Genomic DNA, 24207 nt, shown 5'->3' on the forward strand with positions numbered 1-24207 from the left:
AATCTTCAGAGGTTGAGTTATTAGCATCATTCCAAACAAACTCATAAGGTGCTGTACCACCAGTAACCGTGACATCAATACTTCCAGTAGCTTCACTATTACATAACACATTGGTGGTTGATGTTATAGTGGCTTCTAAAATAGGAGGAAGTGTTAAAGTGTTAGAATCTTTTTGAACATCATCTATACTACAGGTACCAGCTCCATAAGTACTAGAATAAGTTAATTGAGCTGTGAAGGATCCTGTAAATTCAGAATTTCCAGTATAATTAAAAATACCATTCTCGGATGTTGATGTTCCTACTTGATTTCCGTTTAGTTTAAAAACCCATTGGTAGCTATCTGAGACAGAAGGACACCCATCTTGGTTTAAATTGCTAGAATAAGTTATGGCGTTGGTACAATCTATACGTGCTATTTCTGGATTTATTTCAGGACAGGGAACACAAACATTAGCATCGGGGAAATTTTTAGATTTTATTTTACATTTTGAATCTTCATAATTCATTATAGAATTTCCTAATTCTTGAACGCCACAAGTTGCACTGTTATTATCAGCTTTTATTGTATAGGTCAATGTTATTGTTTCTTGATATAAATTGGAAACAAACCAAGAAATATTAGATCCGTTAGTTGTTGTTGTACCTTTACTTATATTTAAAGATCCAGGAACTATAGAGAACCCATCTTGTAAAACATCGGAAACTAAAGATTGTTCTGGTAATTGTGTGGCGGCAGGAACTAATTTTCCTAAAATTTGATTATAAATATTACTTAAATCAGCATTGTTTTCTGTAGAATAGGCACCTGCATTTTGTATATTGTTTAATGTGTTTAGGGCGTAAGATTGTTCGTTTCCACTAATAGCACCAACTAATCCAATGGTAAAAATTGATTGATTATATGATATGCCGTTAACCGTTGTTGATTGTGCGTTTACTCCAGCTTCTGCGGCTTCAATTTGACATGCCGTGTTGGCTATAGTTGGGTAACACCAGAGGTCATTAAAGTCTGAGTTACCATTACTATTGCGCTGTGTTGCAACTCCATCAGAAAGTAAAATTATGTTCCTAGAAGTTTTACAATCAAATGTACCCGATGAAGTTAGGATATTATCAGCCTCTACTAAAGCATCTTCTGTATTCGTATTACCTCCTGTAACTATACTGTTAATAGCAGAAATTATTTGACTTTTCCCACTACTACCAGTTAATCCAATATCTGTAGTTGCTGAGAATCCATAACTAACTAAAGCTAATCTATTTAATCCATGAGGGTTGTTTCCGGGTTCAAAGAAATTATTAACAAACTCAATAGCTGCATCTTGTGCATAATCTATAGGTAACGGACTCGGACCATCATCCATACTACCAGATCTATCAATTATTAAAACAACTTCTTGAGGTTGAGTTGGCGGATTTCCTGTAATTTCAAGAGTGACATCAAATTGATTACAATTTGTAGTATTTTCAACAGCATATTTATTAACCACAACTTCTTGTGCGGTTAATTTGCTAAAAGAGAAAAACAAGAAAACAACTAATGAATATTTCATTAGTTGTTTTCTATATCTCTTGTGAAAAAATAATTGATTTCTCATAAATTTATTTTATAACAGATTTTTTTAATAAAACTTAACCTTCGGTTGGGTCGGGTATATATACACTTAAAATTATTTCTGCCGAAACAGAATTGCAATTAAGAGCATTTGCCTTAACCTCAATGCAACCCCATGTTTTATATTCTGTGCCTTCAGGAACAGTTACGCTAACTTTAAATTCTTTTGATTCTCCATTCTCAAGAGAAATTGCAGAATTTTCAGATGTTGAAGAATATGCAGTGTTTTGATTAAGTGAAATATATAAATCTGAATTTCTAACTGCCGATTTACTCATATTTGTACTCTTATTATTAGTACAAGGATTAAGGGATTTTGAAGCCGTTAATTTATAAGAAGCAGGTTTTCCAGACGTATTGGTAAGCGTTAAAATAAACTGTGCTCCGTTTTCTGTAGCAGATTTAAAACTTCTGTCTTTTTGCACCTTAAGGGTGGCGCTACAGTTTAGGTCGTTTATACTTGAACTATTTTTTTCTATGGTAGTTCCTCCTATAAATATGGTGAATATCAATATGTATAATGCTTTCATAGGTTATTTGTTATTTTGGGTTTCATAACAATACACCATTTAATATCAACTGTTTATAACCAGTTGGATGATGTTGTAATAGTTATTGTAATTTATTTGGTCTAGTATGGTTTAAATTAAATATTTTAATATCGTGGGATTTTGTCTACAAAGATATAAGAATATTTTTCTTTTTAACATTTATATAACTTCATTTTATTGACTCTTTAGTCATCTTAATTCAACTTTAATATTTTGACCCTAACACATGTAATTGGTCACATGTTTAAAGTGTTGTTATTCAGTTATATAGCGTATTTGGTTGACTGAGCTAAAAAAATAAACATCAAAAATCATTAGGCAATTGATTTATTATATGCCCAAACTTTATCCATTTTAGCTTTAATTGACCTATATTTAAGTGCTATTTAAACAACAAATTAATTGATTTTTATCGAGAAAAACAACTTTTTATCGATAAAACTTAACGTTTAATCGAGTATTTTGAAAAATTTAATTATAATTAGACACGCCAAATCGTCATGGAAATTTAATTTAAACGACCATGAAAGACCTTTAAAATCTAGAGGTGTAACAGATGCTAATTTGGTTTCTAAACAATTAGCACTTACATTAAAAACTGTAGATTTAGTAGTTTGTAGTGATGCACAACGTACCAAATTAACTTCAGAAATCTTTATTTCAAATTTAGGTATAGGTGAAAGTTTGGTTAAGTTTATTCCGGAGTTGTATGATTTTTCAGGAGAAAACCTGGTTCGAGTTATTAAATCCGTTAAAAACTCAGTAAATAACTTAGTCGTATTTGGTCATAATCATGCTATAACAGCATTTGTTAATACTTTTGGCTCAAAACCTATAGAAAACGTGCCTACAAGTGGCGTGGTAATAATTGAATTTGATATCCAAAATTGGAGCGAATTAAAACCTGGTAAAACAATAAAAACAATATTTCCTCGTGATTTTAAGTCTTAATTTAGTTTAAAATTTAATTATAGGTTTAATTTAAATGTCAATATTTTATTATAAATAGAATATATTTGTTTTTCATATTAAAAATAAATTATAGTTAATGGCTAAACCTGATATCTCAACAAATAACAGTTATATTAATAGAGAAATAAGCTGGTTACAGTTTAATGCAAGAGTGTTACAAGAGGCTGAAGATGAGTCGGTTCCTTTAATAGAAAGATTGCGTTTTTTAGGTATATTTTCAAATAACTTAGATGAGTTTTTTAAAGTGCGATACGCCACGGTAAAACGTATTGTGGAAGCTGGTAAAGGCGGAAAAAGTGAACTTGGTGGTATTAAAGCTAAAGAATTACTTGAAATTATTACTCAAATTGTTATAAAACAACAAAGTGAAAGTGTCGAGATACTAAAGAATATAGATAAAAAGTTAAAGGAAGAAAATATTTATATCATTGATGAAACTCAAATTGATGATGAACAAAGTGAGTTTATAAAACAATATTTTTTTAAAATAGTTAGTCCTGCTTTAGTTACCATTATACTTAATGATTTGGTTGTACTTCCAAATTTAAAGGATACCGCCGCATATTTGGCGGTACGTATGTTAATGTCTGGCGATACCAAGCAATTTGCGTTAATTGAAATTCCTAAATCGGTAGATCGATTTGTTGAATTACCAAAGAAAGGCGATAAAAACTATATTATTATGGTTGATGATGTTTTGCGCTATTGTTTAGGAGATATCTTTAATATTTTTGAATATAAGGCCATTTCTGCTCACATGATAAAAATCACAAGAGATGGGGAATTAGATTTTGAAAGTGATTTAAGTAAAAGTTTTATCGAAAAAATATCAGATAGTGTAAAGCATAGAAAAATAGGAGAAGCAGTAAGATTTGTTTATGATAAAACAATTCATGGAGAAACGCTTCGGTATTTTATGTCTAAAATGGGTATTGATGATACGGACAGTATTATTCCTGGAGGGCGCTACCATAACAAAAGGGATTATATGGGCTTTCCTAGCTTAGGAAGAACTGATCTTTTGTATGATAAAATTGAAGCTTTACCAGTTAAAGGATTAAGTATGCAAGACAGTATATTTAATGCTATTAGCGAAAAAGATTACCTTGTACATGCACCCTATCAAACCTTTTCTTATATCGTTAAGTTTTTAAGAGAAGCTGCCTTAGATCCTAAGGTTAAAACTATAAAAATTACAATTTACCGTCTTGCAGAAATATCGCATGTCGCAAGTTCCTTAATTAATGCCGCTGTAAATGGAAAAACTGTTACTGTTTCCATAGAACTTCGGGCTAGGTTTGATGAGCAAGCAAATATCGATTATGCGCAACAAATGAAGGAAGAAGGCATTAATTTAATATTTGGTGTTACAGGCCTTAAAGTACATAGTAAAATGTGTGTTGTGGAGCGCGAAGAGGGTAAAAAACTTAAACGTTATGGCTTTATTAGTACTGGAAATTTTAACGAATCTACAGCCAAAATTTATACCGACTATACCCTTTTTACTTCTAATAAAAGGATTTTAAAAGATGTAAATCAAGTTTTTAACTTCTTTGAAACTAATTATAGGGTGTATAGATACAAACATTTATTAGTATCTCCACATTTTACAAAAAGCAGTGTTTTTAAATTGATGGATAGTGAAATTAGAAATGTTAAAGAAGGCAGAGAAGGGCTTATTAGGTTAAAAATGAATAGCATTTCTAGTTATCCAATGATTGATAAATTATATGAAGCTAGTCGAGCAGGGGTGAAAATTCAGATGATAGTTAGGGGGATTTGTTGTTTAATTCCTGGAATTAAAGGCATGAGTGAAAATATTGAAGTTATTAGTGTTGTAGATAAGTTTTTAGAGCATTCTAGAGTTTATGTTTTTGGCAATAATGGTGATGCAAAAGTATATATTTCTTCAGCTGATTGGATGACCAGAAATATTGAAAACAGAGTAGAAGTAAGCTGCCCTATTTACGATGAAGACATTAAAAAAGAAATTATAGATACCTTTAATATTAGTTGGAATGATAACGTTAAGGCAAGAATTTTAAATGATTCTCAAGAAAATCAATATCTTGTAAACGATAAGCCAAAATTAAGATCTCAATTTGCTATCTATGATTATTACCTTAATAAATTAGAAAACTAGTATGCTCTCAATAAAAAAATATGCGGCCATAGATATTGGTTCAAATGCGGTAAGACTTTTAATTTCAAATATTATTGAACAAAAAGGAAAACCGGTTCAGTTTAAGAAAAATTCACTTGTACGTGTACCAATTCGATTAGGGGCAGATGTTTTTATAAAAGAAAAAATTTCTAAAGAAAATACGCAGCGTATTCTAGACACCATGCTTGCTTTTAAACTTTTAATGAAATCTCATAAAGTTGTAAAATACAAGGCTTGTGCTACCTCTGCCATGCGAGAATCTAAAAACGGGAAAAAAGTAGTAGATTTAGTTTTAGAACATGCTGGAATAAGTATTGATGTTATTGGAGGTGAAGAGGAAGCTGCAATTATTGCGGCAACCGATTTAAATAAATATATTGATGTAAATAAAACCTACTTGTATGTAGATGTAGGTGGAGGAAGTACTGAATTTACTGTTATTGATAGAGGTAACCAAGTCACTTCAAGGTCATTTAAAATTGGTACTGTACGTTTATTAAACGATATGGTTAAAAAAGAAACATGGTTAGAATTGCAAGAATGGATTAGCGAACATACTAAAAGTTATCATAAAATTGATGTATTAGGATCTGGTGGTAATATTAATAAAATTTTCAAGATATCCGGTAAATCCTTGGGTAAACCACTTTCTTATTTTTATATGACTTCCTACTACAATATGTTACAAACCTATTCGTACGAAGAGCGAATTACAGAATTATCATTAAACCAAGATAGGGCAGATGTTATTATTCCTGCTATGAGAATTTACCTTTCTGCCATGAAATGGGCTGGTGCAAAAAATATATATGTTCCTAAAATAGGTCTTGCCGATGGTATTATAAAAAGCATATTTTACGATACGGTATCTAGCAATACACAGTAATATTTTGCACTTTGACTTGTATAGTTGTCGTTTTTTAAATTTATGATATATATTCGTACGCTATAGTGCTATTAATAATAACCCCAATCTATTAATAATGTAAAACCTATGTTTATGTAACTTTAACTTCATAATCTTTGGCTATTAACATCTGATAGATTAATTTAACAAACAAACAGATGAAAAAAATATTACTATTAACAGTATTACTTGGTTTTTCATTTCAAGGATTCTCTCAAGAGGATCAAGACATTGATTCTGCAAAAAAAGCTAAAGACACTGTAAAGGTTAAAGAAAAATGGTCTGCTTCAAGTGGAATAAAGTTTGGTGTTCGAACAGGTTATACCATTTCACATTTAGACTTTGAAGAAGCGCCTAGTTTTAAGAATGAACACAGAAACAGTTTATATATTGGTTTCTTAGCTAATTTTGGTGTTTCACGAAGCTTATCTATAGTCCCAGAAATTCAATTTTCTGCCGAGGGAGCAAAACAAGAAATTCTTCATTTAGATTATATACAAATGCCTATACTATTTAGATTTAGGTTTAGCGAAAAATTCCATGCAGGGATTGGACCGCAAGTAGGATGGAAGGTCCAAAAAGTAGACGATGCCATGAAAAACATGGGATATTCGGCTGTTTTAGGTGCCGATTATAAAATTAACTATGCCATTTTTGTGGATGTTAGGTATAACTATGGTATTAGAAATGTATTCGATGATAATTTAGGTGTTGATGCTAAAAATAGAAATATTCAATTAGGTGTTGGTTACAAGTTTTAACCGTGAATAGCTTCGTTAGTTCCTAAATTTGAAATTATTTCAGCCTCATACTCTAGAAGTTGTTGCCATTTGGTATCAACTTCTTTTTTTTCGCCATATTGTCTAGCAAAACCTAAAAACATGGTGTAATGATTAGCTTCACTAACCATTAGGTTTCTGTAAAATTCAGCTAACTCTTCATCTTCTAATTCTTCCGAAAGTAATCTAAAGCGTTCGCAACTTCTAGCTTCTATTAATGCTGCGTATAATAACCTATGCACAAGTTGGGTTGTTCTACTACCGCCTTTAGGAAAGAATTTTAAAAGCGCTATAACATAATCATCCCGTCTATCGCGACCTAAAACCCACCCGCGTTCAATAATTTTATCGTGCACCATTTTAAAATGACTAATCTCTTCCTTTACCAAAGCTGTCATTTCTTGAACCAAATCGGTGTATTCAGGAAAGCTTACAATTAGTGAAATAGCTGTACTTGTTGCTTTTTGTTCGCAAAACGCATGATCGGTAAGTATTTCTTCAATGTTTTTCTCTACAATGTTTACCCAGCGTGGGTCTGTTGGTAGTTTAAGTCCTAGCATATTTTTACTTTATATTGGATAAGATCCTGTTGTATTTAATCTGTAATTTCCAGATTTGTCGAAATGCAGTTGAAATCGCTTGTCAAATTTATCACCTGGGTTATATGCCGTTATAAACATATAAAGTTCTGTTTTAGGCGATAGGCTAGTTTTTGGGTCTATTCTTAAATCACTTATGATTAAATCCTTACTAATTATAGACTTAGCCAAACCTTTATAAGATTTTAAAAATAACGTATCAATTTGCTTATCAAAAAGTAATTTACCGTTTAAGGATATTTCTAAAGTTACAATACGTTTTCTATGATACTGTTTAATACTAGCCGAATCCTTCTGGAAACTTTTTAAAATTGAATTATCCATATCAGTAATCGAAGAAACCTTAACAGTAAAACCGTTACTTAAAATAGTATCAGTTTTAATTTCTGAATATTTTTTTGGAATATATTCAATAATCTCAATAGTTTCAATCGAGTCTTTAAATTTTATAATGGACGTTTTTAAAGCATCTTGCTTTGTTTTTCTGCCATCACAATTTAAAAGCATGATGCTTGTTAAAATCAGGAAAATAAATAATGTATTGCTATATAATGTTTTAAACATCTAAATCGAAAGTTTTCCTTAATAGATCAATATTTGGATTTTTTTCCTTTAATTTTTCAAATTTATCTTGAGGGGTATATGCATATTTCTTTTCCATAACTTCATTAACCGTTATGGATAAACTAACATCATAATTATTTAATTCCTTTCTAATATAACCTAAAAGATTAAATTGTTGGCGTTCTAATTCTATCTTATTAGTTGCATTAGGAAATTCTAAATGCGCTACATTACCTTTTACTTTTGGCACGTCTATAGATAAAATAGAGGCCAAGTTATGTTGCCCATCGGAAACCAGTTTATTGGTATAAGCATTCCAAGCTGTAATAAAATCCTTTTCAGTAAACGGTTCTTTTGGAAGGTTTTCTTCGTCTACAACAACATCCATTTGTTTAATTTGATGCTCTTTTTTAGCCCTAATACTAGACAGTGTAAGTCCAGATTGTCGTTTGGCTCCTTTTTTTAATATAATTTTAGGAGGTCCTTGTTCTTCAACTTTCTCGACTTTTGAAGTTTTTGTTTCTTTCGAATCGGAATGTTCTGTTTTCGCTTCCGCGGAAATAGTAGCCTTTTCAGTTTTCTTAGGAACATTAACAGGAATGGGGGTAATCCCTTTTTTTCTGAAGTAAGATGCAGGAATTATGTAATGTTTGCTATTTTTTTTTTCTCCATCATGAGTGATAGAGGCAAGTTGCATTAAAGTTAATTCGACAAGTAAGCGTTGATTTTTACTTGTTTTGTATTTGAGATCGCAGTCGTTAGCAAGCTGTATCCCTTGCATGAGAAACTCTTGAGATGCTCTTTGCGATTGTTTTAAGTACTTTTCTTTAGTTTGATCGCCAACCTCCAGTAAAGCAATGGTTTCTGGTGTTTTACTTACTAATAAATCTCTAAAGTGAGACGCTAAACCTGCAATAAAATGATGTCCATCAAAACCTTTTGAAAGCGTATTATTAAACTGAAGTAATACATCAGGAATCTTATTTTCTAAAATTAAATCTGTAGTTGTAAAATACGTTTCGTAATCAAGTACGTTTAAATTTTCGGTAACCGCTTGTCTCGTTAAATTTTTACCAGAGAAACTAACCACACGATCAAAAATAGAAAGCGCATCACGCATGGCGCCATCTGCTTTTTGAGCGATTATATGTAAAGCGTCGTCTTCTGCAGTAATACCTTGTTCAGTAGCTATATATTTTAAATATTCCTTAGCATCTTTAACCGTAATACGTTTAAAATCAAAAATTTGACAACGCGATAAGATGGTCGGTATAATTTTATGCTTCTCTGTAGTTGCAAGTATAAATATACAATGTTTAGGTGGCTCTTCTAAAGTCTTTAAAAATGCATTAAAAGCCGCTTGAGAGAGCATGTGCACCTCATCAATAATATACACTTTATATTTTCCAACTTGTGGTGGTATTCTAACTTGGTCAGTTAAACTTCTAATATCATCTACCGAGTTATTTGATGCGGCATCCAGCTCGAAAATGTTAAAAGCAAAATCTTCATCGCCAGTTTCATTACCGTCGCTATTTATCATTTTAGCCAAAATACGTGCGCATGTGGTTTTACCAACACCACGTGGCCCTGTAAATAGTAAGGCTTGTGCTAAATGATTGTTGTCTATGGCATTTAATAAAGTATTTGTAATAGCTTGCTGACCAACAACGTCTTTAAACGCTTCTGGTCTGTATTTTCTAGCTGATACAACAAAATGCTCCATAGTTAAATCTTGAGATAACAAAGTTAAAAATTCAATTTGGAATTCAGAATTATGGTGATAAAAATAAATAGGAGTTATTAACAAAAATAAAGTTTAGTTAATGAAAGAATTCTTTGATCTTATGACTAAAAATGTCGATTTTTGATTAATTCATACTTACTTTTAGAATAGGCTCCTAACCCCAAGAGCTAAAATTTAGGAACACCTTACTTTTAAAATACATTTAAAAAATTTAATTATTATGAAATACTTAAAGATTGTTACAATATTATTATTGAGTTTAACTACGTCGTTCTATTCCTGTAACGATAATGCTAAAGGTGGGAAACAAGAAATTTTAAAATCAAACGAAGGGTTAGAATCGGGAAAGTCACTTAATGTTGCTACTCCGAGCCCTGTTTCGGTTGAGCCTTCTCAAAATGCACAAGGTGTTTGGCACTATAGGTGTAGTAAAGGGTGTGAAGGTGGTGCTGGGACGGCAGTAAATTGTAATACTTGTGGTACGCTTTTGGTTCATAACTCTGCTTATCATGCGAATTCTAGTAAAACGCCAATGTCGTCTGCTCCTTTTGCAACGCCTCCTACTAGTGAACCTAGTAGAAATGCCGCTGGAGTTTGGCATTATAGCTGTGGAAATGGGTGTGGCGGAGGATCTGGAACTTCTGGAAATTGTGGTACTTGTGGAAGTGCATTGGCTCATAACGCGGCTTACCATCAATAAAATATAGGTTGTTATTTTTATAATTTGGAAATGAGGTGATAACTTTAGTTTTGAAATTGATTTCAATTTAAAAAAGGCAATATGATTAGCTAAAATAAATTTACTTTATAATTGAACATGAAGCTAGTAAATACAGGCGTTAAGGATTGAACGGCATGTTTGAGCTCGCCGACTTTAGGAGAAAGCGAGTCGTGAAAGCCTGACCCTTTTTTTGGGTAACGTCCAAAAATTGAAATTAATTTAGATTTTAGTTAAGCTTTATTGTAATTTCGCGGCAGTAAATCGCCTTATCGCTGTCCTGATTAATTAGGATGGAGGAAAGTCCGAACACCGTAGTGCAACATAGTGGCTAATAACCACCAGCCGAGAGGTTAGGAAAAGTGCAACAGAAAGTATGTACAGGTAATGCTGTAGTGAAACCAGGTAAACTCTATGTGGTGCAATGTCATGTAAACCAACGTTTGAGGGCGGCACGCTCGATTGTTGGAGGGTAGGCAGCTAAAGTGTATTGGTAACAATGCATGTAGATAAATGATAAGGGCACGTGCTTTTTAAGTAGGTGTACAGAATTCGGCTTATAGATTTACTTAAATATACAAACCCTTCTTGAAATTTTCAAGAAGGGTTTGAAGGTAAAAAAGGGTTGGTTATAATGTATTCTTATTTTGGTGAATATGATAAATCTGGACGTATTTCGCCGAAATACTCTTCAAATCGGCTGGCATAATTTAAAACTTTACTGAAAGTATCCCATTTATCTGGACCTAAAACTTTATCGTTTTCTATTGATTTTGTAGCGCCATCTATTTCATCTTTGGCAGAAACAACTACGAGGTAAAACTCTTCTGGAGTTCCAAATCCGTTTCTGTATAATCTATAATACTCTATTGAACCTTTTGAGATATAGAGTTCTTTTACTGCTTTCATACCTTCACGAATTTTAGCGGCGTTTGCAGGTGTGAAATATATATAGTAAAATTTACGAAAATTTTGACCTTCCTGAATTATAGGAGCTCCTTCTTTCATATAGGAAAGATCTTCTATTAAATCTATACTTTATTCAACTTCATTTTCTTGCGCGGCTTTTATTTCCGCAATTGTTGCTCCAATACTTGCAGTATCGTAATAAGCATATTCATTTACAATTTTGCCATCAATAAATTGAACGGTTAAATGCACAGGTACTGATATCTTTTTTCCTGTTACTTTGGCTTTTCCTCCCCAACTATTCCAGTAGTTCACCCAGGTGTCACCATCTTTATCAATAATCATTTCAATTTCGGCATCATTATTTAAAAACTTATACTCCGAAAAATTTGAAAGCATCTGTTTCATTCCAGTCATAGTTTCATCTGGTGATGATGGTTTATTAGTGTTATGATATATTTTTGCGGAATCAGCAAAATTGGCTTTCCACATAGCCCAATCTTGTGTTTCGTATGCTTTTATACCTGCCTTTAAGGTTTCAATTTCTGCTGAATTCTCGAAATAACGTTGTTGGTGTTTTTCTTGGCAAGCGACAAAAAAAATTGTAGCAAAACCTAATAAAAATAATTTTTTCATTGGTATTATGGTTTAAAACATTAATATTCAAAATAAACCATAAACATTACCAAGACAAGGATTGCTTTAAATTGGTGAGTGTTATTTATGTATAGAGTCATGGGGACTCTTAAGGAGAGTTCTAAAGTACTTAAAAAAAATGACTTAAGGAAATTTATATAGATTTACTAGTTTTCGAAAAAACTAAAAACATTACCTCCGTAAGATTTAGAATATCCAAAATTTTCAAGATTAGACAAGTCAGTATGTTTTGAATGTTCTACAATTAACAAACCATCTTCCAATAACAAGTTATTTTTAAAAATGAGTTCTGGTATTTTTGCAAATTGAGCCAAGTCAAAATTATAGGGTGGGTCTGCAAAAATAATATTAGATTGTAATGTTGCTTTTTCTAGGAATTTAAAAACATCGCTTTTAATGGTTTGGATAGGCATATCGAAAGCTTCAGCTGTTTTGTTTATAAACTTTATACAACCAAAATCTTGGTCTACACAAGTTATTTGCTCTGTACCTCTTGATGCAAATTCGTAGCTTATGTTTCCTGTCCCTGCAAATAAATCTAAAACCGATATATCATCAAAATAATACAAGTTGTTAATAATGTTAAATAAAGACTCTTTAGCCATATCTGTAGTAGGGCGAACAGGTAGGTTTTTAGGAGCTACTATTTTTCTACTTTTGTATAAACCTGATATAATTCTCATTAAAAGCTATTTAATAAAGTGAAATTAGAATAATTTGATGGAGACTTTTCAAGATACTTATAGGTTTCTTTTCTGGCTCCAAAAGTTATGTTACGTATATACCTATATGCCATATTGTATAAGGTATCATTCTCTTTTATGGCTCCAATTAGAACAAGGTTTAAGGTATCTGGGTTTAAATTTAATTGTTCGGCAGTAAAAAGAATGTAATAAATAAAATCTTCTTTTGTATGATATGAAAACCTATTATAAAGTAATAAATTACTTTTATTAATTACTATAATTTCAAAATGATTATCTCCAACATTCACATACATGTTAGTGGAGGTAGATTCTTTTTCTATTTGAAGTACGGATTCTATTAAAATGGTTGATACGTGTTTAAATGTAAACGCACCAAAATTATCGTAAATAAAATTATTAATATTTATATATGGTACATAAACATTAACGCTGTTATTTTCTATAATAGTATCATAAGCAATAAAATCAGACTTTAAAATTTTTGAATTAAACTTTAAATAATCTGCCAAGTAACTTTCGTTAAACAATGACTTTGGTACTAGGGTAGATAAGTCATTATCATGAATAATTATAATATTAGCGAAGTTTCCTTTTAAAACAGTTTCTTTTACAAATACTTGCTTTAATTGATCTAAAACTTCTATAGGGTTTAATTTTTTTTCAAAATTATACGCCTTAAAGACCACAATGGTATTAGTGTCTCTATTTAGTATAGAAAAAGAAAGTCCACTCAAACTTATTTGAATGGACAATTCTATATTCGTATTTTTTGTTGAAATATTATTCGCTATCGCCATAAGTTTTTGGCCAGTTACCACCAGTTTTAACTTCGTCCATAGAACCTACTTTTAATGCATCTCCATTAACACCGTCTACAGATATTATTTGGTTTTCTTGTATTACAAGGTCTCTATTTTGATCAAATAAAATAACATCCTTTTTTACATAGGCTTCAAAAACAGGAATGTTAATTTTGTTTTGCTCTACAAATCCAGCATCCATTTTGAATTTAGCGCCTTCCTCACCAACAGGAACATTCATCATAGTTTTGTAACGGTTAGAAGATTTAAATAACGAATCTTTTACAGGAACAGTACCTAAAGTATCGATAATAACAATATCTTTTGTGGTATCTACACCATATCTTCTTGTTAATTCTTTATCAATTATACTAGAATCTCTTCGTTGAGTTAAGGTGTATTCCGCTGTATCAATAAATTTAATTAAGTTATCAAAAGTTTTAGCAAATTGACCTGTAACTTGTTTGTGAGCTAATTGTGCATCTCTAATATCTATTAAACTTTCAATAACAACTGCATAGCGCTTGTTTTTTTCCTTGTTAAATTTTATTGGCTCATAAATAGACATATATGTTTGGTATCCTAAAAAGGCAATTAATAACCAAAGAGCTATAGTCAAAACAGGTTTAAGTTTAGACGGGATAAATTTGTCAACTAACTTTACCAAGCCAATTGTACCAAGAATCACTGCTAATGCAATTAAGAAAAATGTCATAGTATCTATTTATTAAAAATTCGTTAATGGTTTTAGCAAATCTACAATTTTTTTTTAATCGTTAAAACCTAAGGACATAAAAATCATTTCTATATTTGAATAATTTTTAATCAGGACAATTATTAATGACAGCATCGCAATTCTATTCCCTTATAAAACAGCAGTTTCCGTTTCAACCTACAGTTAAACAAAATATTGTTCTTCAGCAATTGGCAGAATTTATTTTTTCAAAAAACTCAAATGCCTTATATTTATTAAAGGGCTATGCAGGTACAGGAAAAACAACCATTGTAGGCGCCATAGTATCAAATTTATGGAAAGCTAAAAAAAGCGCTGTTTTAATGGCTCCAACGGGAAGGGCAGCTAAAGTAATCTCTAATTATTCTAAAAAAGAAGCCTTTACAATTCATAAAAAAATATACTTTCCTAAAAAAGAAAAATCTGGTGGTGTTAAGTTCGTTTTGCAACCCAATAAGCATAAAAATACCATTTTTATAGTAGATGAAGCTTCTATGATTCCAGACACCCCAGGAGATTCTAAACAAGTTGATAGCGGTTCTTTATTAGACGATTTAATAAAATATGTATACGGAGGTCATAACTGTAAATTACTTTTAATAGGGGATACGGCTCAATTACCACCAGTTAAATTGGATATTAGTCCAGCTCTGGATGAACGTACCTTAGCGTTAAATTATGATAAGGAAGTAACTAGAATGGAATTAGATGAAGTTGTACGACAAGAACAAGATTCTGGTATTTTAGTAAATGCAACAGTGTTAAGAGATACTTTATCTAGTACTTTTTTTGAGGCTTTTAAGTTCGATTTAAAAGGCTTTAAGGATATTATTAGATTAGTTGACGGTTATGAAATAATGGACGCTATAAACGATGCATATAGCGAATTAGGCAAAGAAGAAACAGCTATTATAGTGCGAAGCAATAAACGAGCTAATTTATACAACCAACAAATTAGAAATCGAATTTTGTTTAATGAGCATGAGCTAACAGCGGGCGATTATTTAATGGTTGTAAAAAATAATTATTTCTGGATTAAACCCACAAGCGAAGCAGGATTTATTGCCAATGGTGATATTATTGAAGTTCTAGAAATTTTTAGTATTCAAGAGTTATATGGCTTTCGATTTGCGGAAGTAAAAATACGAATGGTCGATTACCCTAAAATGACGCCTTTTGAAACTGTTTTAATGTTAGATACTATTGATGCAGAAACGCCATCATTACCTTACGAAGATTCCAATAGGCTGTACCAAGAAGTTATGAAAGATTTTGAGGAAGAAACCAGCAAGTATAAAAAGTTTATAAAAGTTAAAGGCAACAAACATTTTAATGCTTTACAAGTTAAGTTTTCTTATGCTATTACTTGTCATAAATCGCAAGGTGGTCAATGGGATACTGTTTTTGTAGAACAACCTTATTTACCAAATGGCATCGATAAAGATTATTTACGTTGGTTGTATACCGCGGTAACAAGAGCCAAAGAAAAATTGTATCTTATTGGCTTTATAAACGACTTTTTTGAGGAATAGGTTTTTATTATAACTATGTATGACATTCGAAACCTTAATTAGTATTTGCTTAGGTGTTGGTTTAGCTGCATCGGTTGGCTTTAGAGTATTTTTACCACTTTTTGCACTAAGTTTAGCATCTTATTTTGATGTTTGGCAACTTAACGAATCTTGGCAATGGATAGGAAGTACTGCAGCTTTAGTTACTTTGGGCGTAGCCACACTTGCAGAGGTTTTTGCCTATTTTATTCCTTATATTGATAATTTACTTGATGGTATTGCAGTGCCACTAGCCGCACTTGCCGGAACAGCTATTATGCTTTCTACAGTGGCCGATTTAAGCCCTGCAATTACCTGGGCCTTAGCTGTAATTGCCGGTGGTGGAACAGCCGCAGCTGTAGCAGGAACATCGAGTACAGCACGTTTGGCATCAACGGCAACAACAGGAGGCATTGCAAATCCACTAGTATCAACTGCAGAAACTGGAACATCTGTCCTTATTTCTGTGGTATCCATTTTTTTACCAGTTGTAGGCTTTGTTTTAGTAATTATTTTATTGTTTGTAATTTTTAGGCTGTATAAAAAGTTTAAAACTTCAAACGTATAAATTCTATACTATTTGTAGTATTTTTGATTTTACTATTAGAAAAAAATCAATTGTTTTTATAAAATTTAAATCAGTAAACTTAATAGATGAAAATAATTTCCATGATACCAGCTCGCTATGCAGCATCACGTTTCCCCGGTAAACTTATGCAAGATCTTGGCGGTAAAACGGTCATTCAAAGGACTTATGAGGCTACTGTAGCAACCAATTTATTCGATGATGTTTTTGTAGTTACCGATAGTGATATTATTTATAAAGAAATAGAAAACATTGGTGGTAATGTCATTATGAGTAAAAAGGAACATGAGTGCGGAAGCGATAGAATAGCCGAAGCTGTAGAAACTATGGATGTTGATGTTGTTGTTAATGTTCAAGGAGATGAACCTTTTACCGATAAAGAGTCATTAATGAAACTTATTGAAGTGTTTAAAGAGGATGCTAAAAAGGAAGTTGATCTTGCTTCCTTAATGGTTCATATTACCAACAGCGATGAAATTAATAACCCTAATACGGTAAAAGTGGTTATTGATCAGTCTAATTTTGCATTATATTTTTCACGAAGTCCCATTCCATATCCTAGAGATAAAAGTGTCAATGTAAAATATTATAAACATAAAGGGGTTTATGCCTTTAGGAAACAAGCCATTTTAGACTTTTACAAATTACCAATGCAAGTTTTAGAAGCTTCAGAAAAATTAGAACAGTTAAGATATCTGGAGTACGGGAAACGAATTAAAATGGTTGAAACAGATGTTGAAGGCGTTGAAATTGATACTCCCGAAGATTTAGAACGCGCAATTAAATTATGGAAATAGACTATCAAAACATTAAAGTTATTGGTTTTGATGCCGATGATACGCTTTGGGTAAACGAAACCTATTTTCGCGACGCAGAAAAGGAATTTGCGCAACTTTTATCGAAATACGAAACACTTAATAAAATAGACCAGGAGCTTTTTAAAATGGAAATTGACAACCTGCCATTATATGGTTATGGGGTTAAGGCATTTACATTATCTATGGTCGAGTCGGCATTACAACTTTCAAACTATAATGTGTCCACAAAAACAATCGATGCTATATTGAATATAGGTAAAGATATGTTAAATAAACCAGTTGAACTTTTGGAAGGTGTGGAAACCGTATTAAAAACTTTATCTCAAAAGTATCGATTAATTTTAGCAACCAAAGGCGATTTGCTTGATCAAGAACGGAAGTTAGAAAAATCGGGATTAACAAATTATTTCCATCATATTGAAGTATTAAGTGATAAAAAAGAGGCTAATTATTCAAATTTATTGAATCATTTAGATATTAATCCTTCCGAGTTTTTAATGGTTGGAAATTCATTAAAATCTGATGTGTTACCGTTAATTAATATTAAAGCTCATGCTATACACGTGCCCTTTCATACCACTTGGGCGCATGAAGAAGTCACAGAAGAAGAAAAAAATGGTAAAGCGTATAAAACTATTAATTCTATAGATAAAATACTAAATATCCTTAATTAGGCATGAAGATTATTGATGTAAATTCTTGGAATAGAAAGCAGCATTACGAACATTTTTCTGGGTTATCCGATCCTTATTTTGGACTAATTATCCCCTTTAATGTAACCAAAGCTTATCAATTTTCTAAGATCAATAATATATCCTTTTTTGGAAAATATTTACATGCATGTATGCGGGCTATAAATGATGTCGATAATTTTAAATTTAGAATTGAGAAGGGAAATGTTGTGGAGTATAATGTTATTCATGCTTCTTCAACAATACTTAGAGCAGATAAAACTTTTGGTTTTTCTTTTATAGATTATGATGAAAACCTAAGTGTGTTTATTGAAAATTTGAGGGCAGAAAAGGAACGTGTTAATAATTCTAACAATTTATTCCCTCCCAAAAGCGGACTAAATTGCATTCATTGTTCGGCAATGCCTTGGTTAAATTTTACGGGACACAAGGAGCCAGTTTCTGGCAAGCTAGAGTCTGTGCCTAAAATCGCTTTTAGCAAAATAACTACAATTGATAATGAATTAATGATTAATGTATCTATTAATGTTAATCATGCCTTAATTGATGGTTACCATGTTGGGCTTTTTTCGAAGAAATTTCAGCAGTATTTAAACCAATAGAAAATAAAATAATGGTATTTTTACCTTTTATAAAGAAATTAAATAAATGACTTATAAGAACTTTCCAATGGTGCCAAGAGTTGTATTTGGTAGAGGTAGTTTTAATCAATTAAATGATATTTTGGCTCCAAAACGTCTTGGATTGCATGCCCCTTTCATTTTTTTAATTGATGATGTATTTAAAAGTAATCCATGGATTACTTCTAGGATATCATTGTCGTATGATGATAGAATAATTTTTGTTTCATCAAAAGAAGAACCTAAAACATCTCAGGTTGATGACCTTGTTGAAGATATTATTTTGCAATCTAAACAACGCCCTTCTGGTATAATTGGTATTGGTGGTGGAACGTTATTAGATTTAGCAAAGGCCGTTTCAATCATGATTACAAATAATGGAGGAGCTGCCGATTATCAAGGGTGGGATTTAGTAAAAAATCCAGCTATATACCATGTTGGCGTGCCAACAATATCTGGAACGGGAGCCGAAGTTTCAAGAACTACAGTGCTAACCGGGCCAGATAGAAAATTAGGAATTAATTCGGATTACACACCTTTTGATCAGGTAATTTTAGATTCAGAACTTACTAAAGAGGTTCCAAAAGATCAATGGTTTTATACAGGCATGGATTGTTATGTGCATTGTATAGAGTCTTTAACAGGTACATATTTAAATACCTTTAGTGAAACTTATGGTCAAATGGCCTTAGAGTTGTGTAATGAAATATTTTTAAGTGATAACCTTTCCGATATTGAGGCTCAAGAAAAGCTGATGATGGCTTCGTGGCATGGCGGAATGAGTATTGCATATTCTCAAGTAGGTGTTGCACACGCCATGAGTTATGGTTTATCTTATTTATTAGGTACTAAACACGGTATTGGTAATTGTATTGTTTTTGATCATTTAGAAGAATTTTATCCGGAAGGAGTTAAAGTTTTTAAACAAATGAAAGCAAAGCATAATGTAACGTTACCAACAGGTATTTGTGCCGATTTAAGCGATAGCGAATTTGATATTATGATTGATGTTGCTTTGGGGCTAAAACCGCTTTGGGAAAATGCACTAGGTAAAAACTGGAAAAAAACGATAACTAAACAAAAGCTAAAGGCTTTGTATCAAAAAATGTAATATGAAATGGCTTGCTAAACTAATATATTTTAAAATTTTAGGTTGGCAAGCCATTGGTAATACTTCATTTTCGAAAAACACCGTTAAAAAGGCAATTATAATTGCTGTGCCTCATACAAGTTGGCACGATTTCTATATAGGTGTTTTATTACGTGCTGTAACTGGTGTAAAAACAAATTTTGTAGGTAAAAAAGAGCTGTTTGTTTTTCCATTTGGTCTGTTTTTTAGAGCGTTGGGAGGAGCACCTATTAACAGGCAAACTAATGAAAACAAAGTAGAAGCCATTGCTAAATTATTTGATCAACATGATGAGTTTAGAATGACTATGGCTCCCGAAGGTACAAGAAAAAAAGTATCCAAATGGCGAACGGGATTTTATTTTATAGCAAAACAAGCTAACGTTCCCATTATTATGTTCACACTCGATTTTAAGAATAAACGAAATGTGATTTCTGAACCGTTTTATCCTACTGATGACATGGAAGCAGATTTTGAATTCATGCACAATTTCTACAAAGGTGTCATTGGAAAAAAGCCTAAATACTCCTAATCTTATTTTTACTTTTTAAAATTTGGCATAACTATTGTTTCTTTATAAATCGAGCACATGAAACATAAAGTAAACAATTATTTGTACCTAAAAAGAAACATGAGCTTCTTAAAAATAAAAAAGCTACTTCTTTAATGAAGTAGCTTTTTTCGTTTAGATATTTAACTTATTTAATTTCTTTAATAGCGTTATCTATTAAAGTTCTTAAATGCTGTTTATGGGCCCTCGATGCTATATCCCCCGAAGTTGCAGCCATGGTTCTAATTGCTTTAAGGTTGTATAAAGCCATGGATTTTGCAGTATTGGTAAACCTAGAACTTTGTTTACCAGTAAGCATATCAATAAGCATATTGGTATATTCTAATTGCAAATTTTGTCTAAATGAATTTACAGAACTGTAGATATCCGATTTAAATATTGCATTATTTAAATCGACCATAAACGAAGATAATTTGTATTCATTGCCATACAATTCGGAATCAGAAATACGCTGTAAAGTATTGGAATGTAAAAGTTGATTTAGTATATTTTTTTGATAACCTAAAACTTGATTATGGATTTTAGGATCTTCTGGGCCACTCATAAAATTAAAACCTCTTCGTTGCAGGGCTAAATAATTATATAAATCATTTGGAGCTTTAAAGGCATCAGGTGCAAACACATAAGTTTTTAATGCGCTCATGGCTCTTTTTTGGTCTTCAAGACTTACAGGTGTATAAGGCTGTTTCCCTTGGTCTTGACCTGCCATAGAGCGATCTACATAAACGCCACCAATAAATCTAGAAATAGTATTTGTAGCCGCTGCTTTTTGTCCGTTTAATAAATTATAAACAGATCTTAATTCCTGATAAGACTCGCCGTTTTTTATAAATTTAAATTTTAAATCTTCCATTAAATCGTTAGCCAATTCAATTCTGTCAACTGCCCATTTTATTTGGTTGTTCGATTGGTCGGATACATTTACTCTAGGATCAATAGCTTTCCCAGGAGAGCGCATATCATCGGCGTCATTCCCAAAAATATGTTCAGGTTTAGTTGATTCGTTAAGTAAGGCTTGACGGTTGGCTTCTGTTTTAAATGGTTTATAACCTAGTTGAATAGCCCAAATATCGTATGGTCCTACGGCAACATCATCGTACTGTCCTTGTTTACTACGGTCTCTGGTAACATTTAAAGCCGCATAATCCATAACAGAGGCTGTTAAACATTTACCTTTAATAAACTCAGCATCTTCAAGTTGCTCTGGAGAAAATAATTGACTCGCTTTCATATTATGATTTAAGCCTAAGGTATGTCCAATTTCGTGCATTATTAATGCGGTCATTGCTTCCTTTTTTATACGTTCCATTTCTAAATCTGAATCACCGGCTACTGTGGCTACAGTACTAGCAAACATGACCTCATTATGTAATTCATGTCCTAAAGAACAAAGCATGTTTTCTTGATGGTTAAAATCGTTATAAGATGTTTCATTTAATTCAGATTCAAAAACTTTCTCATAAAAAACACGGGTAGTAAAATGTTTATATTCAAGCATAATATCAGCTCCAAAAATCTCACCAGTTTTTGGGTTTTTCATACTAGGTCCATATCCACCAAAAGGAGGTTTAGGAGAAGCGGTCCATCGTAAAACATTGTATCTAATATCTCCAGCATCCCATGTAGCATCATCCGGTTGTTGTTTAACCACAATAGCATTTTTAAAACCTGCCTTTTCAAAAGCTACATTCCATTGTAAGACAGCATTTTTAATGGTTTCGCGCCATTGAATTGGTGTTGAGTTTTCCATCCACCATGTAATTGGAGTTACGGGCTCTGATAATTCAGCTTCTGGATTTTTCTTTTTTAAATTCCATCGGTTTATTAAATCGCGATATGGTGTAACACTGGTAGAAGTTTGGTCGGTAATTTCAGTAGTAAAATAGCCAACTCGTGGGTCATCGAAACGTGGTTCGAAATCGTTTTCAGGCATTGCAATTAGGCTATGAAACACTTTTATGCTCACATTTCTACCATCGGAAACCGCACTAGACCCACTGTTTAAAACGGATGGGGTAGAATACACATATTCTACTTCTAGATTTACGTTTTCAGGATAGTTTTTTATGTCATTAATTTTTGTCTTTCCTTTATCCAAACTTCCCAACTTAAAAGACGTAGGAGAAGTTCCCGGTCTTGTGGCTGGTTTTATTTGAGAAAACGTTTCTTTTAAAAATAAATCGTTTGCTTTTATTAGGTATAAACCCTTATCCTCGTTTGATGCTTCAACTTTTAGGCTAGCCATAATGCCATTACTAATATTGGCATCCTTGGATTTTGAAATAGCGTTATTAGGGTCGAAATAAAAGGCTGTATTTTGAGTTGTAAATTCAATTTTGTTAAAGTGTTTTGAAACAGTGAAGACTTTAGATCCTCTGTAAGACCCTCTGTTTATTCTTCCGGCGTCCATAACACCATCTGCAATTTGGCTAAAGTATATAAACTCTTTATCGAGTTGGTTTTTTGCTATTACCATTTGTAACTCACCTGTTATAGTGTCTTGGTAAATGGTAAACAAACCTTCAATTTTTTTACTTGATTTTGTTAAGGTTTCAATGGACTTTTGCTTAGTTTTTCTTACCGTCTTGGTTTCTGTAGCTTCAATGGCATTTTTTTTATTCTTCTTTTTTTTATTTTGAGCTTCTATGCCAAATGGTATTAAAAGAAATAAAAAAAAGAAGGATAGGGTTACAAATTTAAAAGTAACTTGATTTAATTTCATAAGTAAATTTTGAGATTTATTAGGATTTCACCTAGTTGTTTGAATTAGTCGCAGTAAAAATAGAAATAAACTAAGATTGCACTATCACAATAAAAAGTTAAATAAATGGTATTGTAACCTTTTTGTATAATTTTTTTATTTTTTACCTTTAACGGATATGATTAAAGACACAAAGATTGCCGTATTAATTGATGGTGATAATATACCATCAAAATACATCACAGAAATGATGGAAGAAATTACCAAATATGGTACGCCTACCATTAAACGTATTTATGGAGATTGGACAAAGCCTCATTTATCTAAATGGAAAAATGTATTGCTTGAAAATGCTATTACTCCAATACAACAATATGGCTATACCACAGGAAAAAACGCCACGGATTCTGCAATGATTATTGATGCTATGGATATTTTATATTCTGAAAAAGTTAATGGTTTTTGCCTAGTGTCCTCCGATAGTGATTTTACTAAGCTTGCTACGCGTTTAAGAGAAGCTGCTATGGTAGTTTATGGAATGGGAGAGAAGAAGACGCCTAATCCTTTTATTGTGGCTTGTGATAAGTTTATTTATTTAGAAATTTTATCGAATGATGAGGACGAAGATGTTAAGGGTAAGCCATCTAATAAAACTAAAAAGGCAAATCTCTATAACATTACACCAAAAGTTATCAAATTACTTAAAAACTCGGTTGATGATGCTGCCGACGATGATGGTTGGGCATTTTTGGGAGATGTAGGCTCCTTAATTATAAAAAAACAACCCAATTTTGATTCTAGGAATTTTGGTTTTCAAAAATTAACACCTCTTTTTAAATCCTTACCTCAATTTGAATTGGAACAACGGGATCAAACTAATGGTCGTTTTAAATTAATTTTCGTTAAGAATAAATAGTACATCCCATGTCTTTATAAAGTGTCTGTTTAAGCTTTGAAAAATGAAATTTTAGAAACTGGAGCATTTAAAACACAAGGTAAGCCTGTTTTTTCTTGCCTAGTGAATCTATGGTTTTTAAACCCTCAAAATTTTTAATTGTAGGTATTTCAGAATGGCCACAAACTTATGCGAATAAAGACCCATGTGGATTTTAATTA

Annotated in this window: 24 protein-coding genes and 1 other RNA gene; 14 read left to right on the forward strand and 11 right to left on the reverse strand. The window is 32.0% G+C overall.

Annotated elements, in window-relative coordinates; genetic code table 11:
• Positions 1–1555: VWA domain-containing protein (locus ABJM36_RS04200; protein ID WP_348449500.1), on the reverse strand; the 1555-nt coding region annotated here is incomplete at its 3' end.
• Positions 1556–1634: 79 nt separating this feature from the next.
• On the reverse strand, positions 1635–2147 hold the full coding sequence (locus ABJM36_RS04205) for an Fn3-like domain-containing protein (protein WP_348449502.1): 513 nt from the start codon (positions 2145–2147) through the stop codon (positions 1635–1637).
• Positions 2148–2630: 483 nt separating this feature from the next.
• Between ABJM36_RS04205 and ABJM36_RS04210 the strand changes: the two genes are divergently transcribed.
• The 4 genes from ABJM36_RS04210 to ABJM36_RS04225 all read left to right on the forward strand — a co-directional run bounded on the left by ABJM36_RS04210 (position 2631) and on the right by ABJM36_RS04225 (position 6972).
• Positions 2631–3119, forward strand: coding sequence for a histidine phosphatase family protein (locus tag ABJM36_RS04210; protein ID WP_348449503.1), 489 nt, complete (start codon positions 2631–2633; stop codon positions 3117–3119).
• A 97-nt stretch (positions 3120–3216) separates the two neighbouring features.
• A complete protein-coding gene (ppk1, locus tag ABJM36_RS04215; RefSeq protein WP_348449504.1) occupies positions 3217–5283 on the forward strand; it encodes a polyphosphate kinase 1 in 2067 nt (688 codons plus the stop codon).
• A 1-nt stretch (position 5284) separates the two neighbouring features.
• Complete coding sequence (locus tag ABJM36_RS04220; protein WP_348449506.1) at positions 5285–6190, forward strand: exopolyphosphatase; 906 nt, start codon at positions 5285–5287, stop codon at positions 6188–6190.
• 179 nt (positions 6191–6369) lie between these two features.
• Positions 6370–6972: an outer membrane beta-barrel protein gene (locus ABJM36_RS04225; protein ID WP_348449508.1), complete on the forward strand. Its 603-nt coding sequence runs from the start codon at positions 6370–6372 to the stop codon at positions 6970–6972.
• Here the strand turns inward: ABJM36_RS04225 and ABJM36_RS04230 are convergent.
• Genes ABJM36_RS04230 through dnaX form a run of 3 tightly spaced genes read right to left on the reverse strand, consistent with a single transcriptional unit; the run spans position 6969 to position 9879 of the window.
• Positions 6969–7550 carry a tRNA-(ms[2]io[6]A)-hydroxylase gene (locus ABJM36_RS04230; RefSeq protein WP_348449510.1) on the reverse strand — a complete coding sequence of 194 codons (582 nt, stop codon included), beginning with the start codon at positions 7548–7550 and terminating at the stop codon, positions 6969–6971. The genes ABJM36_RS04225 and ABJM36_RS04230 overlap by 4 nt on opposite strands.
• A 9-nt stretch (positions 7551–7559) precedes the next feature.
• A complete protein-coding gene (locus tag ABJM36_RS04235; protein ID WP_348449512.1) occupies positions 7560–8096 on the reverse strand; it encodes a hypothetical protein in 537 nt (178 codons plus the stop codon).
• Positions 8097–8145: 49 nt separating this feature from the next.
• Positions 8146–9879 carry a DNA polymerase III subunit gamma/tau gene (dnaX, locus tag ABJM36_RS04240; protein ID WP_348449514.1) on the reverse strand — a complete coding sequence of 578 codons (1734 nt, stop codon included), beginning with the start codon at positions 9877–9879 and terminating at the stop codon, positions 8146–8148.
• Between the two features lie 241 nt (positions 9880–10120).
• Here dnaX and ABJM36_RS04245 point away from each other — a divergent pair, with 241 nt between their 5' ends.
• Entirely contained in the window at positions 10121–10600 is a 480-nt protein-coding gene (locus ABJM36_RS04245) for a hypothetical protein (protein ID WP_348449516.1), read from the forward strand.
• Between the two features lie 274 nt (positions 10601–10874).
• An RNA gene (gene rnpB / locus ABJM36_RS04250) (RNase P RNA component class A) lies at positions 10875–11194 on the forward strand.
• 66 nt (positions 11195–11260) lie between these two features.
• Here the strand turns inward: rnpB and ABJM36_RS04255 are convergent.
• From ABJM36_RS04255 to ABJM36_RS04275, 5 genes are all read right to left on the reverse strand, one after another.
• Entirely contained in the window at positions 11261–11626 is a 366-nt protein-coding gene (locus tag ABJM36_RS04255) for a hypothetical protein (RefSeq protein WP_348449518.1), read from the reverse strand.
• A gap of 30 nt (positions 11627–11656) precedes the next feature.
• Positions 11657–12163: a nuclear transport factor 2 family protein gene (locus ABJM36_RS04260; RefSeq protein WP_348449520.1), complete on the reverse strand. Its 507-nt coding sequence runs from the start codon at positions 12161–12163 to the stop codon at positions 11657–11659.
• 167 nt (positions 12164–12330) lie between these two features.
• Complete coding sequence (gene rsmD / locus ABJM36_RS04265) at positions 12331–12867, reverse strand: 16S rRNA (guanine(966)-N(2))-methyltransferase RsmD (RefSeq protein ID WP_348449522.1); 537 nt, start codon at positions 12865–12867, stop codon at positions 12331–12333.
• On the reverse strand, positions 12867–13688 hold the full coding sequence (locus ABJM36_RS04270) for a DUF3822 family protein (protein WP_348449524.1): 822 nt from the start codon (positions 13686–13688) through the stop codon (positions 12867–12869). The genes rsmD and ABJM36_RS04270 overlap by 1 nt, the downstream gene beginning before the upstream one ends.
• Positions 13672–14406, reverse strand: a complete 735-nt coding sequence (locus tag ABJM36_RS04275; protein ID WP_348449526.1) for a hypothetical protein — start codon at positions 14404–14406, stop codon at positions 13672–13674. Before ABJM36_RS04275 ends, ABJM36_RS04270 begins: the two co-directional genes overlap by 17 nt.
• Positions 14407–14531: 125 nt before the next feature.
• Here ABJM36_RS04275 and ABJM36_RS04280 point away from each other — a divergent pair, with 125 nt between their 5' ends.
• The 7 genes from ABJM36_RS04280 to ABJM36_RS04310 all read left to right on the forward strand — a co-directional run bounded on the left by ABJM36_RS04280 (position 14532) and on the right by ABJM36_RS04310 (position 20351).
• Entirely contained in the window at positions 14532–15956 is a 1425-nt protein-coding gene (locus ABJM36_RS04280) for an ATP-binding domain-containing protein (RefSeq protein WP_348449528.1), read from the forward strand.
• 19 nt (positions 15957–15975) lie between these two features.
• Positions 15976–16542, forward strand: a complete 567-nt coding sequence (locus tag ABJM36_RS04285; RefSeq protein ID WP_348449530.1) for a DUF4126 domain-containing protein — start codon at positions 15976–15978, stop codon at positions 16540–16542.
• An 86-nt stretch (positions 16543–16628) separates the two neighbouring features.
• Entirely contained in the window at positions 16629–17357 is a 729-nt protein-coding gene (gene kdsB / locus ABJM36_RS04290; protein ID WP_348449532.1) for a 3-deoxy-manno-octulosonate cytidylyltransferase, read from the forward strand.
• Positions 17348–18052: an HAD family hydrolase gene (locus ABJM36_RS04295; protein WP_348449534.1), complete on the forward strand. Its 705-nt coding sequence runs from the start codon at positions 17348–17350 to the stop codon at positions 18050–18052. Before kdsB ends, ABJM36_RS04295 begins: the two co-directional genes overlap by 10 nt.
• A 2-nt stretch (positions 18053–18054) precedes the next feature.
• The gene (locus ABJM36_RS04300) at positions 18055–18672 is read left to right on the forward strand and encodes a CatA-like O-acetyltransferase (RefSeq protein ID WP_348449536.1); all 618 of its coding nucleotides are present in this window, start codon (positions 18055–18057) and stop codon (positions 18670–18672) included.
• Positions 18673–18718: 46 nt separating this feature from the next.
• Positions 18719–19801: an iron-containing alcohol dehydrogenase family protein gene (locus tag ABJM36_RS04305; protein WP_348449538.1), complete on the forward strand. Its 1083-nt coding sequence runs from the start codon at positions 18719–18721 to the stop codon at positions 19799–19801.
• 1 nt (position 19802) lies between these two features.
• A complete protein-coding gene (locus tag ABJM36_RS04310; RefSeq protein WP_348449540.1) occupies positions 19803–20351 on the forward strand; it encodes a 1-acyl-sn-glycerol-3-phosphate acyltransferase in 549 nt (182 codons plus the stop codon).
• A 166-nt stretch (positions 20352–20517) separates the two neighbouring features.
• On the opposite strand, the gene ABJM36_RS04315 is transcribed toward ABJM36_RS04310, so the two are convergent.
• Positions 20518–23112, reverse strand: coding sequence for a zinc-dependent metalloprotease (locus ABJM36_RS04315; protein WP_348449542.1), 2595 nt, complete (start codon positions 23110–23112; stop codon positions 20518–20520).
• Between the two features lie 157 nt (positions 23113–23269).
• On the opposite strand from ABJM36_RS04315, the gene ABJM36_RS04320 reads away from it, so the two are divergent.
• Positions 23270–24007, forward strand: a complete 738-nt coding sequence (locus tag ABJM36_RS04320) for an NYN domain-containing protein (protein WP_348449544.1) — start codon at positions 23270–23272, stop codon at positions 24005–24007.
• Positions 24008–24207: the final 200 nt, after the last annotated feature.

The sequence above is a fragment of the Algibacter sp. genome (assembly GCF_039977455.1).
GTDB lineage: Bacteria > Bacteroidota > Bacteroidia > Flavobacteriales > Flavobacteriaceae > Algibacter_B.